The organism is Sphingobacterium shayense (assembly GCF_013179575.1).
Taxonomy (GTDB): domain Bacteria; phylum Bacteroidota; class Bacteroidia; order Sphingobacteriales; family Sphingobacteriaceae; genus Sphingobacterium; species Sphingobacterium shayense.
The window spans coordinates 1-17,038 of record NZ_JABMCQ010000086.1 but is presented as its reverse complement, the minus strand read 5'-3'; the positions used below and the strand labels follow the sequence as shown (position 1 = coordinate 17,038).

Sequence of the window (17,038 nt, the reverse complement as noted above, 5' to 3'; positions counted from 1 at the left end):
AATAATCGCACGGAGCTGTTTAATAGTTTCAGTACCACATTTCTGGCAACGGAAAATGGTAAACCAAAAATTAAATTGAATATATTGTACACTAAATTTAAGTAATCTTATGAATAAGAAGAATTGGCTATTGTTAATCCTAGTCAGCGCAATTGCTTTTACCTCGTTCAGTTCATGTAGTAAAGACGATGATGAGGAAACACCGGAAGAAGGCACAGAATGGACTCGTTCAATCGTATTCAAGAACGATCCTAGAAACGGAGCTGCAGGCTTCACGTTAGACAAAAAGGGTTACGTCATCGGGGGATATGTGAAGAACGTTGGTGTGGTAAACGATGGTGCTGCATTTGACGGAAAAACATGGGCTGACATTCCGGACTTTCCAGGCGCCGCTCGTCAAATGGCTGTCGGTTTTGCAATCGATGGAAATGGATTCGTTGGAACCGGTTCGACAGGAACGGAAGATCTTCAAGATTTTTACAAATACAACGCTGCAACAAAACAGTGGACAAAGATTGCTGACTTCCCAGGAAAAGCTCGTTACGGTGCTGTAGCCTTTGCTATTGGCGGTTACGGATACGTAGGATTGGGCTCAACGAAAACAGAAGCTAAATTTAGTGACTTCTACCGTTATGATCCAAAAACTGATACCTGGACGGAGATCAATGTACCGTTTAAATACAAAAAAGCATTCGCCTTTTCATTCGTAATCGATGGCAAAGCTTATGTTGGTGGCGGTAACGCAACCAGCTCCGCTCTCCCTGAAGATTTCTATTCATTTGATGGAACGACGTGGACAGCATTAAACGATTTAAATCGTGATGATGCCAATTACACGTACGATGCAAGAAAATATAATGCAGCTGCATTTGTTCTTGGAAACAAAGGGTATGTTGTAAGTGGTAGATCTGGAACTGCAATATCGAGTTCTGTGTTCGAATACGATCCATCATCCGACACTTGGAATGATGACCGCACAGCCCTTACGACAGATGCACGTGAAAAAGCAGTTGGTTTTGCGATTGACGGCGTGGGTTACATCACTACAGGAGTTAACTCATCGTTCATATTTGACAGCACATTTGCTTTCAGACCTGAATAATTGAAAAATAAGATTTTTTTAATATATCCAGATAGGGCAACTCCAAACGAGTTGCCCTATTCTTTTTCAATTGTTGACCAGCACACCTGTGCATCTTCACTGAGCAAAGAGCCACTATTTGGCATGAGAACAAGACGACTTGGAATCTTCCCAAAGGCACTATAGGAAGACACCAGAAACAATCCGCGTGGTAGATCCCCATATTTCGTGATGAAAAATTCCTCTGATCCTTTCACGATATCTTCGAGCAGAGTCATCTACATGATGAGGCTACCATAAATAACGCTAGCCAGCTTCCACGTGCAACGATTGCTATCCTAACTAGATAATACTGAACAGATCTGTAAGAGAATACTGACGTACGCGTTGAAGCATGAGTACCAAAAAAGAGAGTCTGGTAAGCAGCAAAGTACTTTACGACGGGGCATTATCGGCCTCTACAGCCAAACTAAGCTTTCCGTTAAAGAAGGAGGAAGTGGCGATTAACGGTAAATAAGCTCATATGAGAGCCATTCTAGAAAACGTGTCAATGGTATGTATAATACCACAAAGAAAAACAGGATTCTGAAGAATCCTGTTCACTATATGTACAAAATATCCGGGCAGATGCCCTTAATCTTGATTGGTAGTTAGTCGAGCTATTACAATAAACCTTTTTTGTTTAAAAGCTCCGCAATTTGAACTGCGTTAGTCGCAGCGCCTTTGCGGAGATTATCCGCTACCACCCAAAGGTTAATCGTTTTGTCCTGAGATTCATCTCGGCGTATACGTCCCACAAGTACCTCATCCTTACCATGCGCGTCTTTAGGCATCGGATACTTTAGGTTAGCTGGATCATCAACAACGATAACACCCTCTTGATCAGCCAAAAGTGCGCGAACCTCTGCTAAGTCAAAATCATTCTCAAACTCAATATTTACCGATTCCGAGTGGCCTCCCATCACAGGAATACGCACCGTCGTAGCCGTAACTCGGATAGAATCATCACCCATAATCTTGTTCGTTTCTAAGATCATTTTCATTTCCTCTTTAGTGTATCCATTATCTTGGAACACATCGATCTGAGGGATAACATTCAAATCGATTTCATAAGGATATGCTTTCTCTCCTTGCTTTCCAGCACGTTCATCCATAAGCTGAGTGACTGCTTTCACACCAGTACCAGTTACCGACTGATAGGTTGAAACAACCACACGCTTAATTTTATATTTGTCGTGTAATGGCTTTAAAACGACCACCATTTGAATCGTCGAGCAATTAGGATTTGCTATAATTTTGTCCTCAGCAGATAATACATCGCCATTAACCTCAGGTACGACAAGTTTCTTACTCGGGTCCATGCGCCATGCAGAAGAATTATCTACTACTGTAATCCCAGCCGCAGCATATTGAGGAGCAAATTCTGTAGAGGTACCACCTCCCGCAGAAAATAATGCTACCTGAGGATTCAATGCAATAGCTTCACTTGGCGTTACAATCTTATACTTCTTCCCCTTGAATTCGATTTCCTTACCCTTACTTCTTTCAGAAGCAACTGGAATTAATTCTGTTACTGGGAAATTGCGTTCCGCTAAAACGGTCAAGATTTCTGACCCTACAAGGCCTGTTGCGCCTACTACTGCAACTTTCATAGTTTAATTGTTAATTTGTTATTAAATACGACTTAAAATTTATTACTTAAATTCTAAAGTGCCAAACATACAAAATAAACCGGAAACTTTTTTTATCCGCGCCGAAAAACAACCACCAATTTAGTAGATAATATTAAAATTTGTCGAAAAACAGAGCTCCTTTATATAAAATAATCAACAAAACGGGTTATTTATTTGTAGATTCGCAACAAACAACAAAAACACAATAAATCAGATATTCTCCGTATGCTGAATTATTATTGTAGATTCGCTAAAATAGCACCGATTCAAAATATAATACGGAACTGATGGAGATAATCATCCTATTCAGCTGCTAAAAGAACAGATCAACGAATAGAATAGATGATGAGGAACTCCAAACTTGGGCGTTTATGTAACAAAAAGACACAGGAAATTGACCATATAAACTGAATAAAAAGTAAAAATCCGCGTGAAAAAGGCCAATTTTAAAGTTCTTTTCGCGACAAAAACGGCCGAAATAAAAAAAATATAAAAAAAAATATATTTTTTTTATTGCCAAATTTTCTTCGTCAAAAGATCGATGCAGTCACATAATTCAGCGAGCAAAACAGCGCAACCTTTGCGATAATTTTGCTCTATGGAGACAAAGATTTACGAAGACATAAAGAATAGTCAACCGATTGAATAATATCCTAAGGGCATTCTTTGAGAAAAGGCGATCTCCATCATCGATTTTAACGGATAAAATTTCAGCACAAAAAAGCCAACTATTTTTCAAAAAAAAAATGGAAAAAAAACTTATGCTAATACGTGAAAAACAGCGTCTTTACTCGACGGTGATCACCTATCCATACTTGACAAAAAGATAAAAAATGACCTATCTTTGCTGCGATGAAAGAGCGTATAATTATGATTGGGGCAAACGGTCAGATCGGTTCTGAACTTGCCGCAGCCCTTCGCCAAAAATTTGGCAAAGACAATGTAATAACCTCTGACCTTCGTGAACCGAAAAATCCGAAGGAAGGAGAAATTTTCGAAACGATAAACGTGCTAGACAAGCCCGCTTTAAAAGCATTGCTTGAAAAATATAAACCAACACAAATATATCTGTTAGCCGCAATGCTTTCAGCTACAGGGGAACAATATCCAATGAAAGCTTGGGATCTTAATATGAACGGCCTTCTGAACGTACTAGATCTTTCGTTAGAACTTGGTATCAAAAAGATTTTCTGGCCGAGTTCCATCGCTGTATTCGGTCCGCATTCTCCGAAAAAAGAGACACCTCAATACTGCATAATGGATCCAAACAGCATCTACGGCATCTCTAAACTTGCCGGTGAACGCCTTTGCGAATACTACCATCACAAATATGGTTTGGATATCCGAAGCGTACGCTACCCAGGGATTATTTCTTGGAAAACGGCACCAGGCGGAGGAACAACGGATTATGCCATTGACATATTCTTTGAAGCTTTAAAAAGCGGTAGATATACCTGTTTCCTATCCGAAAACACTGCGCTTCCAATGCTATATATGGATGACGCTGTTCGGGGAACAATCGCCCTGATGGACGCTCCTGAAGAACAGCTAACCATCCGTTCAAGTTATAATCTAGCTGGGGTCTCTTTTACTCCCGCCCAGATTGGAGAAGAAATTAAAAAAATTCTTCCTAATTTTGAGATGTCTTACGTTGATAATGACCCTCGTCAAGCAATCGCAGACTCCTGGCCAGCAAGCATCGACGATTCGACGGCGCGGAAAGACTGGAACTGGAAGCCAACTTTTGATTTACAGGCCATGACGAAAGACATGATCGAAAATCTAAAATAAAACAAACAAAAATGGGTAGAGCCTTTGAATTTAGGAAAGAAAGAAAATTTAAACGCTGGGCTAAAATGGCCGTGCAGTTTACACGTTTAGGGAAAGAAATTGCCATAGCGGTAAAAGAAAACGGACCTCACCCAGAAAACAACTCACGCCTGCGTACAGCGATCCAAAATGCGAAAGCTGTAAATATGCCTAAAGATCGTGTTGAAGCAGCGATAAAACGTGCGTCTGAGAAAGATGCTAAGGGATACGAAGAATACGTGTACGAAGGCTACGGCCCTCATGGTGCACCTGTATTGATAGAAACCGCAACCGATAATACCAACCGTACAGTAGCAAACATACGGAGCTATTTTACAAAAGCGGGCGGATCACTCGGGAAGACGGGATCGTTAGATTTTATATTCCAGCGTAAATCAATTTTCCGCTTCCTAGCAGTAGAGGATACAGATATCGAAGAATTAGAACTCGAACTGATCGACGGAGGTCTTGAAGAGTTATACGTAGAAGAAGATGAAGAAGGCAACGATGTCGTTGTGTTACAAACCTCCTTTGAAGATTTCGGAAACATGCAAAGCCTGCTGGAAGAAAAAGGCATCGAAGTAAAAGAGGCAAAATTAGAGCGTATAGCGCTATCACACACCTCTTTAAACGAAGAACAAGCAGCAGACGTCCTAAAAATGATCGATAAGATTGAAGAGGACGACGATGTCCAAGCGGTCTATCATAACATGGACTAACAACAAAATAAAGCGAGTGGGATCACTCGCTTTATTTTATCCCCCCACAGGGACCATCAGGGCTCTGGATCTTAGAGGCAAATGCTACACCACGAATAAATCAGCCGTATCCATACGCTAGTAATAGGTAGAAACTCATGGCAAATTTGAGAAAAAACAAATCTTCCCGTCTCTTTCGGGATAAAAGTCATGTGGTTGTTAGTTATATTTCCTAAATTTATCACCTAATAATGCAGACGTTCGAAGAATTCTTTACTAAAAAGAAAATAGACCTTTCTCTACTCCAAGCAGCAGATCAAGCTCTTTACGAAGAGTTTAAGAATCATTATGCCCAAATGGGAGAGAAAAGTTTCGATCACACGAAGAAATTCTGGTTCAACGCGCTCCGCAAAAAGTATCATCTAGATGCCCCACCAATTGCAAAAGCAGAATCCAAGATCGCACCTTCTGTGGTTTCCGATTCGGCCAAGGCGGCAACCACCGCGGCTCCAAGTGGATTCAAACCACGGTTTAAAGCTGGTGGACCTACGCCAGTCCCAGTTGATCGAGGAATCGAGACTGACAAAGCTGAGCAAGGGGAAGAACAACCGGCAGCGAGCAAGCTGGCTGGCTTTAAGCCTAGGTTCAAAACTGGTGCAACGAACTCGGAAGAGCCAAGCCAAGAAAACGCAGATAAGCCGGAAACAACAGAACAGCCACATGCTGCAGCGCCAGCAGCAAGCAAGCCTGCTGGATTTAAACCTCGCTTTAAAGCAGGTATAGCAAAATCTGCAGTACCAAACGATCAGAAGGCCAATAAAACGGATGAAACCGAGCTGCCTGGCGAACAGCCGATAGCAAGCCCGCCCGCTGGATTTAAACCACGTTTTAAAGCTGGCGTCACAAAACCTGCAGAGCCGAACGAACAGAAAGCCCAAAACCTAGATGAAACCGAGCTGCCGGAAGAACAGCCGATAGTTAGCAAGCCTGCTGGGTTTAAACCACGTTTTAAAGCCGGCGTCACAAAACCTGCAGAGCCGAACGAACAGAAAGCCGAAAAACTGGACGAAAGCGAGCTGCCCGGCGAACAGCCGATAGTTAGCAAGCCCGCTGGGTTTAAACCACGTTTTAAAGCTGGTGTCACAAAACCTGCAGAGCCGAACGAACAGAAAGCCGAAAAACTGGACGAAAGTGAGCTGCCCGGCGAACAGCCGATAGTTAGCAAGCCCGCTGGGTTTAAACCACGTTTTAGAGCTGGTGTCACAAAACCTGCAGAGCCGAACGAACAGAAAGCCGAAAAACTGGACGAAAGTGAGCTGCCCGGCGAACAGCCGATAGTTAGCAAGCCCGCTGGGTTTAAACCACGTTTTAGAGCTGGTGTCACAAAACCTGCAGAGCCGAACGAACAGAAAGCCGAAAAAACAGACGAAAGTCAAGCACCGCTGGAAGAGAAAGATGCGCAAACGTTACAGTCCGCTAAACCAACGGGCTTCAAACCGCGCTTTAAAGCGGGAATAACAAAACAAAAACCTAGAGAGGATCAAAACGATTCAAACTAAAACAGTATTATAATCCACTAATCAATAGACTTATGTTAAAGGAAGAAAGACAAGCCTATATCATTCACCAGATAAACTTACATAACAAAGTTTTGTCTTCGGACCTTAGTGTACAGCTAAATGTCTCGGAAGATACGATACGTAGAGATCTAAATGAACTAGCAGAAAATGGTCAGGTATTAAAGGTATACGGAGGAGCGCTCTCCAAATCGTTCCAATTTCCGTTTCAGGAGGGAAATGTTTATGCCAAAGAATCTAAAAAAGAGATTGCAAAGAAAGCTATTTCCTTAATTCAAACCGGGATGACCGTCCTTGTGGGAGGAGGAACAACGATGATTGAGCTAGCCCGTCTGGTACCAAGCGACATTCAATGCACCTTCTTTACAATCAGCCCTCTAGTGGCCCTAGAACTAGCCGAAAAAGAAAACATAGAGGTTATTCTAATTGGTGGAAAGCTATCCCGCAATACTAATATTGTCACAGGATCACAAGTCATAAATGAACTCTCGGATTTACGTGTCGATCTTTGCCTGCTGGGAACAAACAGCTTGTCACTCGACGAAGGAATCACAGATTCGGATTGGGAAGTAGTACAGATTAAACGTGCAATGATAAAAAGTTCAAAGAGCCTAGCTATCCTTTCGATTACAGAGAAGTTAAACTCGAACCAGAAAATGCGCGTCGCACCACTACGCGACGTTACTTACTTGGTAACGGATTTGGATGCTAACCATCCCAAATTAAAAGAATTCTCGAACTTCGTAAAGATAATTTAAGCTTATTTAGAGAAAAGCTTTAATCGACTCAATTTCTAAATCAACAGAATATTTGCTTTAGAAATTGAGTCTTTTTAGTAGGAAGGCCCCTTAGGTTATTCCCTCTCTCGATTAATCTTCTTGATAGCTCTTTGAACTATCCAGAGATTACTCTCGATCATGGTATTATGCCAAAGCATACTATAGTCCACTCCACGGTTAAAAATCAACCTTTTGAAATGCTTAGCGATAGCCTTAAGGTTATAAACAACTAAACCATTGATCCCTTTTTGATAGTATTGTATATGATGATTCTTCCACTGCTGTTCCGCTATCTTATCGACGTAGGCGAGATACGCGGTTTCATCGCCCAGTTTTGCATTCAGGCTAGCGAAAAGATTGTCCGCGCGCCCTTCCTCCATCAGCGACACAAGCGTTCCTGATTTCTCAATAACATGCATTGTATAACCCGTAATCTTACCCGACTCTGCCCTTAACTCCAATGCTCCCCCGATCTTCCAGTCATCTCTATTTGAGATTCCGTCAAAATAGAAATTCCCTAGGCTGTAAAAGATAGGTTTTTCCTTATAGTATTCCATCCCCTGCAAAACGTGCGGGTGGTGTGCCACAACAGCATCCGCGCCGCTATCGACAAGCTGCCGATAACGTTCACGCCATTCCGGTATTGGTACCTCGACCATCTCAACACCTGCGTGGACTTGTACAATAAGCAAGTCTACCTGTTCTTTAAAGTTTTTAAGGTCGGCCGTTATTCGTTTATGATTTACCCAAGCATAGCCTACTTCCTGATCCTCACTTAATGCCCCATATCCGTTCTCCGCATAGGCCACAAAACCATATTTCACGCCCTGTATTTCACGAACCAACATCTGGTAAGCTTCTTCACGCGTACCTGCTCCAAACGTACATCGATCTCCAAGCCTTTCTCGTGTATTCAGAAGCGCCTGGGAACCATAGTCTGCAATGTGATTGTTTGCAATAGCAAACAGGTCGAAGCCAAGTTCTTTTAACCACTCGGCAGCTAGAGCACTCTGATTAACTAGCGGTCCCGTCTTTCGAATGGGCGCGCCTATACCTTCCAAAGGAGCCTCGAAGTTGCAGCATCGTATATGCTGACCATCAAATAGCTCCTGAAACGCTGCGGAAAATTCAGGTTTAGACGCTAAAACAACATCACCGGTAAAAAGTAACTTATGAGGCATTCCGTTTTTCTAAAAGTATCTCAATAGGTTTAATCGTAATATACGCAAAATATGCGGATATCAGCTTGTTCTTAAATCCGGCAAGCTTAAGTACCTCTTTCACCTTAGGCGTATGCATCAAACGCTGAAAGACGCGTTCACTCATCCCCATATCTGCTAGTTCTGCATTTATCCAGTGGATATATTCTTCACGAAATACTTCTCTTAGCAGCTTGACATTTAGTGGATCAAGTGTTTCGTGCCTTAAGGCATCGTAATTTAACGAGTTTTGATAGGTATAGTCATGCTTCTGTTCTTCGAACAGTAATCCTCGATCACGAAAATAATCGCGCTGCCACTTTCTACCCTGGCGCTCGTAAATCGGTAAATTAAGTGTAGCGAGCGATATATCTTCGTCGATGAAAGGTGAATATCCGAAGAATCCTTCTTCTTCTGGTACCGAAATAAGATACTGTAACAACATCATCTTCGTGCGCATAGCAGTAATAATTCGGAATTCCGGAATATCCAAATGATCACGATTCCTTTCATACGCTTGCTCGGCTAGCTCTTTATAACTAGCATTTATCGCACGCGAGGAGTCAGCGCTCATGCCGTGCGTATAACCTAACTTTATATATTCTGCCGGTCCCGTCACCGGGGGAACATTGACCGCTCCCGCCCAGGCATCACCGATTATGCCGCTGAGCAGACCTAATTTTCTATCTTGTTCGTTATGTTTGATCTTTTTATAGAATTCCATATGGTAGGTCCCTGAGGCCGCAACAGCAGGCCCAAACTTACCGTACCAATCCGGAATATATTGGTTAAACTTCCCTAAATCGATCCTTTTCCAATAAGTGCCTAGCTTTTTAGACAGCTCACTTGCGTATACCGCCTCACGCGATTTATTTTGATGGTATGACGTGCCATAGGTATAGGAATGTATACGCTCCTTATCAGCCGTTAGCACGTTAAGTAACCGCGAATCGAACCCGCCACTGGTCGGTATCAAAATATCCTCGGAAAAGGATGACGCCCAGTTATTCACGCTGTTTTCGAGCAGTCCCAGCACATCCTCTACTCTGGAGGGTATACCGAGCTTTCTTAGCGTTGTATCTTCCCCTTGACGTACCGAAAGGTTGTCGTCCTGCAGTACTAAAAACTCACCTGGCAATAAGTATCGAACGTCTTTCACCGGCGTGCGTCCAAAAACAGAATAGCCGAAATCTAAATACGCGGCCAACCCTTCCCGGTCAATCTCGAGATTCCTATGGTCAATTACTTCATTAATGTTTTTGGAATACTTCCCCGATTTTAAATTATAAAATACAGTTCCAAAACCTACCCAATTTCCTCTAGCAACTTCCATATCACGTTTTGCTTATCTTCTTTTTGAATAACTCAAAAAGCTCCAGCCATATTTCATTTTTAAATAGATGACTACACACAATATATACAGCAAAGAACAACAATCCTTGCAATAAAAAAATTAACAAATCTCCAATCTGCGGGAACAAATACAAGGGAACACAACCAACTAAAAATGCTATCACACTTAAAAAGAACGCAGGCAACAAATCTTTCAGCTGCAAACCAATTTTAAAACCATAAACGCGTCCGCTTAAAAAAGTGCTAACAAAGAAGAACAACAGGCGTATGCCAAGCTGCCCGCACACGATATAAAGGATCCCATGTTTATAGGTGAACCAGAGCACCATTCCCGCCAAACCTATCTTGAAAACTTCCAGCCACAATGTAAGTCTCGAGCGGCCTTTAATATTTAGAAAGTTCACATTCATATCAGCTAAGGAAATGAAAATTCCAGCAAAGCATAATACTTGGAAAAACAAAATGGAATGGCGCCACTTCTCCCCTAAAAAGTACACAAACGCCGGTTCAGCGACTAGGATAGCACAGAAGCTCACTGGGAATAAAACGAATGCTAACGACCGGACCGACTTACGGCAGGCATTTAAAAAGCGAGGGAAATCGTGCTGAATTGGAGCAAGGGTAGCGAGCGTTGTGCCTTGAACAATACTGGACAGTAAAAGGTTCGGTGTTTCTCCCCACTTATTTGCCTGATAGTAAATACCGGTTAGGCTTGTTGTAAAATGTTTACCAATAAAAGAATAATACATCGGTGAAAATATCTTACTCAACATACTACCAACCATAAAAGACAGCGAAAAGGAAAGGTGGCGGTTCAATGATTCCTTTGAGAAGCTTAAGTCTAATTTCCAATCTCCCCAAACCCAAAGAAGCACCGTCCTGCTTAACGAATATAGAACAGGCTGTAGCAGCAAAGCCCATACCCCAAAACCAGTCACAGCCAGACAGACAACAATGATACCCGAAAAAAGAATTGCAAATACATTAATCCGCGCTGTCGCCTGAAAAGAGAAGCTCTTTAACAGCTTCACGTATTGCACAATACCGAACGCGTGAATCAACAGCTGCAAAAACATTACCCTTGCATATACCGCTAAACCGGGAATATCATTAAACCGCTCTATTGCCGGAGCAGAAAAAAACAATACAAGATATAAAAAAATGGACACCAGCAAGTTAAAAGCAAACATTGTCGAGTAGTCCTTGTCCTTTATCTCCTGCGCCCGTACCAAAGAGGTTGCAAGGCCACTATCGACAAATGCGGTAGACACAGTAGAAAAAATTACAAGCACCCCCACCACACCAAAATCACTAGGATCGAGTACCCTTGCCACAATAATCCCTACAATGGTCGTGATAAGCTGATTGCCAAAACGGTCAATAGCATTCCAAAACAAGCCTTTAAGGGTATGTTGTTTGGTATTTTCGCTCATTAAAATTGATACAAATCTAAGGTAACAAAGATAGCGATACAGGAGCGAGAAAACCAAAGGAAAACAGGCCATTAGAAGAATTAATCCTATCTTTGCCTTCAGAGGAATCATATATGGAGATAGCACCAATCGTCTTATTTGTATATAATCGCCCTAAGCATACTCGAAAAGTATTGATGGCGTTGGAAAAAAACTTATTAGCCTCGCAATCGTTACTTTATATCGTTTCAGACGGCCCCAAAAATGCCAACGCCGTTGAGCCCGTCAATGCTGTTCGCTCCATAATTCGCGAGCCCTGGGCTTTCAAACACATCACAATTATTGAACGTAAACACAACCTCGGCTTAGCAGGAAACGTCATCGACGGAGTGACCAAAATCATAAACAAACACGGTCGTATCATTGTCTTAGAAGATGATCTAGAGACCTCCCCTTGGGCACTAACATACTTCAACGATGCATTAGAACGCTACGAGCATAACGAGCGCGTGATGGAAATAAGCGGTTATATGTATCCTGTACAACATCCCCGGCGGTTGCCAAAATCTTTCTTCTTCCGTGTTGCTAACTCTTGGGGGTGGGCAACATGGAAATCCGCATGGGATCGGTTTAATCCAGACATCAACGAACTTACCAAGGATTTCACTCGTAAAGATAAAAAACGGTTCAGCATAGACGGTAAAGAAAATTTTTGGAAGCAAGTAAAAGAATATAAAGCCGGAAAAATAAATTCCTGGGCAATACGATGGTATCTATCGGTATTCAATAACAATGGCCTGGTACTCTATCCTCGTTTCTCAATGGTTCAAAACCTAGGAACAGACGGTAGCGGAACACATTCTGACCTAGACGATGCTTATCGGGTTGAACTCGCGCAATCGCGCGTTAAATACTTTCCGGAAGAGATCGAAGAAAATCAAAATGCCTACGCCGCCATAAAACTCTTTTTTACGACTCGTAAAGGACCGTTTATCGAACGCCTTATTCGCTACTTCATAAAAAAATGGGGAAGGAAATAATAATCTTTATCAAAGATCTATCTGCTCCAATAGTTTGACCAGCACGACTAACTTCTCTTGGATAGCAATTTAATATTAATAACGAGTTGACCAGTTCGCATTTCTCGTCGCCTAATTCGTACTTTTGCAGATACGTATGCATAATCACCTTCCAAAAATATCCATTATCACGATTGTGTTCAATAATGTGAACGAAATCGAATATACGATCGCCTCTGTCGCTTGCCAGAGCTACCCCAATATAGAATATATCGTGATCGACGGTTTATCAACAGATGGAACGATGGACGTGATTAAAGCAAACAGACAGCATGTTAATGTACTCCTCAGCGAGAAAGACAACGGCATATATGATGCGATGAACAAAGGTCTCGCCAGAGCTACAGGTGATTATGTCCTGTTCCTTAACTCCGGAGATGAGCTTTTTAATGAAAATACACTAACAGACATCTTTTGTAGAGGCGACGATGCCGATATTTACTACGGAAAGACCAAGCTCGTCGATCAGGAACGTAACATACTTGGAGATCGTCGACACAAAGCGCCTTCTACATTCAATTGGAAATCCTTTCGCTATGGGATGAATATCTGCCATCAAGCGATATATATTAAGCGGTCAATCGCCGAACCGTACGACACGCATTATCAATTGAGTGCCGATATCGACTGGATAATTCGCGCCGCGAAAAAAGCATCGAAGATCGTATACGTCGACAAATATGTCGCCAAATACCTGGTGGGGGGCATGTCGCAACAGCGTCATAAACAGAGCTTATTGGAACGTTACAATATCTTCAAAAAATATTATGGCACACTGCCGAACCTATTCAATCACGGAGTAATTGCCCTCCGATTAGCATTACACAGGATATCACATGGAAAAACAAGAGACTAACGACCTGCAGAACCAGATGCTCGTAGAGCTAGCGAACGCGAAAATGCCCTTTGGGAAATACCAAGGATGGTCTCTTGTTGCTCTTCCCGAGCCATACCTGGTATGGTATCATCGCAAAGGGTTCCCCGCAGGAAAACTGGGCATGCAATTGGCAACACTTTATGAGATAAAACTTAACGGCTTGGAATATCTACTACGCCCCCTCATCAAAAAGTGATACCCGCTCTTTTCGGTTCATTTTTTTATGTAACTTTGCACCATTATTATAATTTAAACGCATTAAACGCCGTTTGCAGCGGTATCAATGAATATGAATACATACCAAACACTGCTGTATTATTGTTACAGCCCTATCGATAATGCCGAGCAATTTGCTCTGGAACACCTTGAATTTTGTAAATCTCTTGACCTTGTAGGACGGATTATTGTCGCCGAAGAAGGGCTTAATGGGACGGTTTCTGGAACCGAGGAGGCTTGTAAACAGTATATGGACGCTGTCCACGCCGACCCTCGCTTTGTAAAAACAGATTTCAAAATCGACGAGGTACAAGAGCCCTCTTTCATTAAGATGCACTGCCGTTACAAACCAGAAATAGTACACTCTGGTTTACGCGATCCAAAGGTAATCGATCCCAATAAGCAAACGGGGAAACATCTTGAGCCGACCGAATTCATGGAAATGAAAGACCGCGATGATGTGGTTATACTGGACGTACGCTCCAATTACGAGCATAATGTAGGGCATTTCAAGAATGCACTTACCTTAGATATCGAAAACTTCCGTGAATTTCCCGAGAAAGTAAAGGAGCTAGAACAGTATAAAGGCAAAAAGATACTAACCTACTGTACGGGCGGCATAAAATGTGAAAAAGCATCAGCTCTGCTCTTAAAAGAAGGTTTTGAAGATGTATACCAACTACATGGTGGAATTATCAAATATGGCAAAGAAGCTGGTGGTAAAGATTTCGAAGGAGAATGTTACGTCTTTGACAATAGGGTGAGTGTCCCTGTTAATTCAGTGAACCCCTCCATCGTGTCAACATGCCGCAACTGCGGGACGGTAACCGCGAAAATGATTAACTGCGCAAATCCAGAGTGTAACGAGCATTTCACCCAATGTGATGAGTGTGGAGAGAAGCTGGAAGGCTGTTGTTCTACTGTATGTATGGAGCATCCGCGAAAACGTCAATACGACGGAACGGGCTATTACGTTAAGGTACCGCAACCAATTAACCAAGAAAAGATAAGTAAGCGTAAACACAAGAATTTCCCGCCGAAATCGGCTGACATGATATAAAAAATCCATTCCCCGGCCCTCAGGCCGGGGATTTTTATTGCCTTTTTAGGCGAAAAAGAAGGGCGAAACCAAGATATAGCCATTTAGTTAATTTATATAACTATAAAAACATCGTTCGATTTTGCCCACTAGAGAAGATCGTGTTGAACGAAAACTAGTCCTTAAAATTCGCAGCTCCATCTCGCAGCAACAGGGCTGTCGATTCCTTTTCGCCAGCATTGTTAATATAACTACTGCTTAATTAGATTACATTCAACCGTCAGACGCAAGTCTTTATTTTTGATTAATTACATTTTCTTAATTTTGGACTGGATTTCATTACCGAAAAATAAGACGCTGTGTAGGCCGAGAGACTTTTATAGCCGACAGAAAATGCTATCTGACTGAGGTTGTATCGTTTTGTGTCCATCATTTCGATGCTTTTCAGTATACGGATTAACTGGACATATTTTTGTAGGGTAATTCCTGTTTCTTGTTTAAAAATTCGTTGTAGGGTACGTACTGACAGTTTTGCTGTTTCAGCTAATCTTGCTAAGTTTAGTTTATGTACGAAATTGCTGTTTAGATAATCACATACAGGGAGTAAACGTATGTCAGTCGGCACGGGAACTTGCAGATAGTTACTTCCCTTACAAAAACTCGGAATACTTATCAAAATAGCCTGAAGAAAAATAGCTTGTTCTTCGTCTTCTTCCAACCACTGACTCCATTTGATGGCATGTTTTAGCATCTCTTTTAAAACTGGGGGCGCTGAGAAAACTTGTATTTTATGAAAAAAATCATTTTCCGGAACTGATTTGTAGAGTACAACCGTTAAATCTACTGTTTTTGCCTCTGACGTTATCCGGTGCTCTATACCAGGCGGTACCCAGATTACGTGGTTTTGCGGCACAAGGAAGATATGCTTGTTGATATGGAAATATTGGTATCCTTCCTCCACGTAGGTCAGTTGTGCACGCTTATGCTGGTGTCCATAATCATCATGTTTCCAGTTTTTTTCATGCCACACATAAGCATTTTTTGAAATATCGTCTAAGTACTGCCCTTTCCTTGTTTCAATCTGTCCACATTTTATATTGGCGTTCTGCATATACTTTTTGGCAAATTTAATAAAAATGGTAGCCGTACCTTTGTTCTTAATAAAAATAGTAATTAGAATGAATAAACTTTGTATAATCTTGATTGGAATTTTTGCCCTAACACTTTCAGACAAAACAAGAGCACAAGAGCAGACAGCAAAAATATTGGTTCTTTTTTATTCTGACCAAGGTGGGACCTACCAATTGGCGAAGGAGGTAGCAAAAGGCATTGAGAGTAAAGATAATGCTCAAGCAGTAATAAAACAGGTGAAAGCTTCTTCACATCCCAAACTAAAGGACATACCTGTTGCTACCGTGGATGAACTGGCTACCTATGATGGGATAGCTTTTGGATCTCCTGTATATTTTGGAAATATCAGTACAGGGATGAGCGAGTTCTTGTCCCAAACAGTTGATCTATGGACTAATCATGCCCTCGAAGGGATGCCTGCAATGGTATTCATGTCAGCAGGAAGCGGGGCAGGGAGAGAATTAGCCCTGCAGTCATTTTGGAACAGCCTTTCCGTTCATGGTATGGTACTGGTGTCCAACGGTATCCGGGGATACGAAGAAATAGATAAAACAATTCCCCAAGGGAACTCCGTCTTAGGTACTACAAGCCTTGCCTCGTTAAAGAACGTAGCTCGTCCAAGTCAAAGTGAACGTCGCTTAGCTCAATTACAGGGAGAAAACTTCGCAAAGGTAGCACGAGCATTGAAAGGCACGTTTTTTAGAAAGATTGCTAAAGACAGCACGCAAACAAGGGATGTCAATGCTGTCTTAAAGGAAAAACAGATTACTTTACCCTTAGTTCCAATGCCTGCGGGGAATTATCAGCCGTACGTACGGTCCGGAAATCTGGTATTCATAAATCAAGTTGCTTTAAAAGACGGGAAAATTTTACATCCAGGAAAACTTGGAAAAGATGTGACAGAAGAGCAGGTGAAAGAAGCGACAAGAATAACTATGCTCAACATTCTTGCGGTGCTAAACGATGCTGTGGACGGCAACTTAAATCGTGTAAAACGCTGTGTACAGTTGACGGGTATTTTCAATACTACCGATGAATATTCCAAGCATGCTGATCTTATGAATGTAGCATCAAATCTAATTGGGGAAGTTTTTGATGAAAAAGGCAAACATGCT

General features: G+C 41.9%; 17 protein-coding genes. 11 read left to right on the top strand and 6 right to left on the bottom strand.

The genetic code is table 11. From position 1 onward, the window contains the following. Window positions 1-109: 109 nt before the first annotated feature. Window positions 110-1,102: a Kelch repeat-containing protein gene (locus HP439_RS11390; protein ID WP_172390460.1), complete on the top strand. Its 993-nt coding sequence runs from the start codon at window positions 110-112 to the stop codon at window positions 1,100-1,102. Between the two features lie 56 nt (window positions 1,103-1,158). On the opposite strand, the gene HP439_RS11385 is transcribed toward HP439_RS11390, so the two are convergent. Then, on the bottom strand, window positions 1,159-1,359 hold the full coding sequence (locus HP439_RS11385; RefSeq protein WP_172390459.1) for a hypothetical protein: 201 nt from the start codon (window positions 1,357-1,359) through the stop codon (window positions 1,159-1,161). A gap of 116 nt (window positions 1,360-1,475) precedes the next feature. Between HP439_RS11385 and HP439_RS19615 the strand changes: the two genes are divergently transcribed. Next, window positions 1,476-1,598 carry a hypothetical protein gene (locus HP439_RS19615; protein ID WP_281358190.1) on the top strand — a complete coding sequence of 41 codons (123 nt, stop codon included), beginning with the start codon at window positions 1,476-1,478 and terminating at the stop codon, window positions 1,596-1,598. A 145-nt stretch (window positions 1,599-1,743) separates the two neighbouring features. On the opposite strand, the gene HP439_RS11380 is transcribed toward HP439_RS19615, so the two are convergent. Further along, window positions 1,744-2,733 (bottom strand): aspartate-semialdehyde dehydrogenase, encoded by a 990-nt coding sequence (locus HP439_RS11380; protein WP_172390458.1) that lies wholly within the window; start codon window positions 2,731-2,733, stop codon window positions 1,744-1,746. Between the two features lie 873 nt (window positions 2,734-3,606). Between HP439_RS11380 and HP439_RS11375 the strand changes: the two genes are divergently transcribed. The 4 genes from HP439_RS11375 (at window position 3,607) to HP439_RS11360 (ending at window position 7,596) form a co-directional block, all read left to right on the top strand. After that, complete coding sequence (locus HP439_RS11375) at window positions 3,607-4,545, top strand: NAD-dependent epimerase/dehydratase family protein (protein ID WP_172390457.1); 939 nt, start codon at window positions 3,607-3,609, stop codon at window positions 4,543-4,545. An 11-nt stretch (window positions 4,546-4,556) separates the two neighbouring features. Then, window positions 4,557-5,282, top strand: coding sequence for a YebC/PmpR family DNA-binding transcriptional regulator (locus tag HP439_RS11370; RefSeq protein ID WP_172390456.1), 726 nt, complete (start codon window positions 4,557-4,559; stop codon window positions 5,280-5,282). A 230-nt stretch (window positions 5,283-5,512) separates the two neighbouring features. Continuing rightward, window positions 5,513-6,820, top strand: coding sequence for a hypothetical protein (locus tag HP439_RS11365; protein ID WP_172390455.1), 1,308 nt, complete (start codon window positions 5,513-5,515; stop codon window positions 6,818-6,820). A 32-nt stretch (window positions 6,821-6,852) separates the two neighbouring features. Beyond that, window positions 6,853-7,596, top strand: a complete 744-nt coding sequence (locus HP439_RS11360) for a DeoR/GlpR family DNA-binding transcription regulator (protein ID WP_172390454.1) — start codon at window positions 6,853-6,855, stop codon at window positions 7,594-7,596. A gap of 95 nt (window positions 7,597-7,691) precedes the next feature. Here the strand turns inward: HP439_RS11360 and HP439_RS11355 are convergent, their stop codons facing one another. From HP439_RS11355 to HP439_RS11345, 3 genes are read right to left on the bottom strand one after another with little or no spacing between them, the layout of a single operon-like run. Beyond that, complete coding sequence (locus HP439_RS11355; protein ID WP_172390453.1) at window positions 7,692-8,798, bottom strand: CapA family protein; 1,107 nt, start codon at window positions 8,796-8,798, stop codon at window positions 7,692-7,694. After that, window positions 8,788-10,149 carry an asparagine synthetase B family protein gene (locus HP439_RS11350; protein ID WP_172390452.1) on the bottom strand — a complete coding sequence of 454 codons (1,362 nt, stop codon included), beginning with the start codon at window positions 10,147-10,149 and terminating at the stop codon, window positions 8,788-8,790. The genes HP439_RS11355 and HP439_RS11350 overlap by 11 nt, the downstream gene beginning before the upstream one ends. A gap of 1 nt (window position 10,150) precedes the next feature. After that, a complete protein-coding gene (locus HP439_RS11345) occupies window positions 10,151-11,602 on the bottom strand; it encodes a lipopolysaccharide biosynthesis protein (RefSeq protein WP_172390451.1) in 1,452 nt (483 codons plus the stop codon). A gap of 113 nt (window positions 11,603-11,715) precedes the next feature. On the opposite strand from HP439_RS11345, the gene HP439_RS11340 reads away from it, so the two are divergent. The 4 genes from HP439_RS11340 to trhO all read left to right on the top strand — a co-directional run bounded on the left by HP439_RS11340 (window position 11,716) and on the right by trhO (window position 14,813). Next, window positions 11,716-12,621: a glycosyltransferase gene (locus HP439_RS11340; RefSeq protein ID WP_172390450.1), complete on the top strand. Its 906-nt coding sequence runs from the start codon at window positions 11,716-11,718 to the stop codon at window positions 12,619-12,621. Window positions 12,622-12,757: 136 nt separating this feature from the next. Continuing rightward, window positions 12,758-13,516, top strand: a complete 759-nt coding sequence (locus HP439_RS11335) for a glycosyltransferase family 2 protein (protein WP_172390449.1) — start codon at window positions 12,758-12,760, stop codon at window positions 13,514-13,516. Beyond that, window positions 13,497-13,733: a DUF3820 family protein gene (locus HP439_RS11330; RefSeq protein ID WP_216657830.1), complete on the top strand. Its 237-nt coding sequence runs from the start codon at window positions 13,497-13,499 to the stop codon at window positions 13,731-13,733. The genes HP439_RS11335 and HP439_RS11330 overlap by 20 nt, the downstream gene beginning before the upstream one ends. 93 nt (window positions 13,734-13,826) lie before the next feature. Then, complete coding sequence (gene trhO, locus HP439_RS11325) at window positions 13,827-14,813, top strand: oxygen-dependent tRNA uridine(34) hydroxylase TrhO (RefSeq protein WP_172390461.1); 987 nt, start codon at window positions 13,827-13,829, stop codon at window positions 14,811-14,813. A 283-nt stretch (window positions 14,814-15,096) separates the two neighbouring features. Here the strand turns inward: trhO and HP439_RS11320 are convergent, their stop codons facing one another. Beyond that, the gene (locus HP439_RS11320) at window positions 15,097-15,903 is read right to left on the bottom strand and encodes an AraC family transcriptional regulator (protein WP_172390448.1); all 807 of its coding nucleotides are present in this window, start codon (window positions 15,901-15,903) and stop codon (window positions 15,097-15,099) included. A 67-nt stretch (window positions 15,904-15,970) separates the two neighbouring features. On the opposite strand from HP439_RS11320, the gene HP439_RS11315 reads away from it, so the two are divergent. Then, window positions 15,971-17,038: Atu1372/SO_1960 family protein (locus tag HP439_RS11315; RefSeq protein ID WP_172390447.1), on the top strand; the 1,068-nt coding region annotated here is incomplete at its 3' end.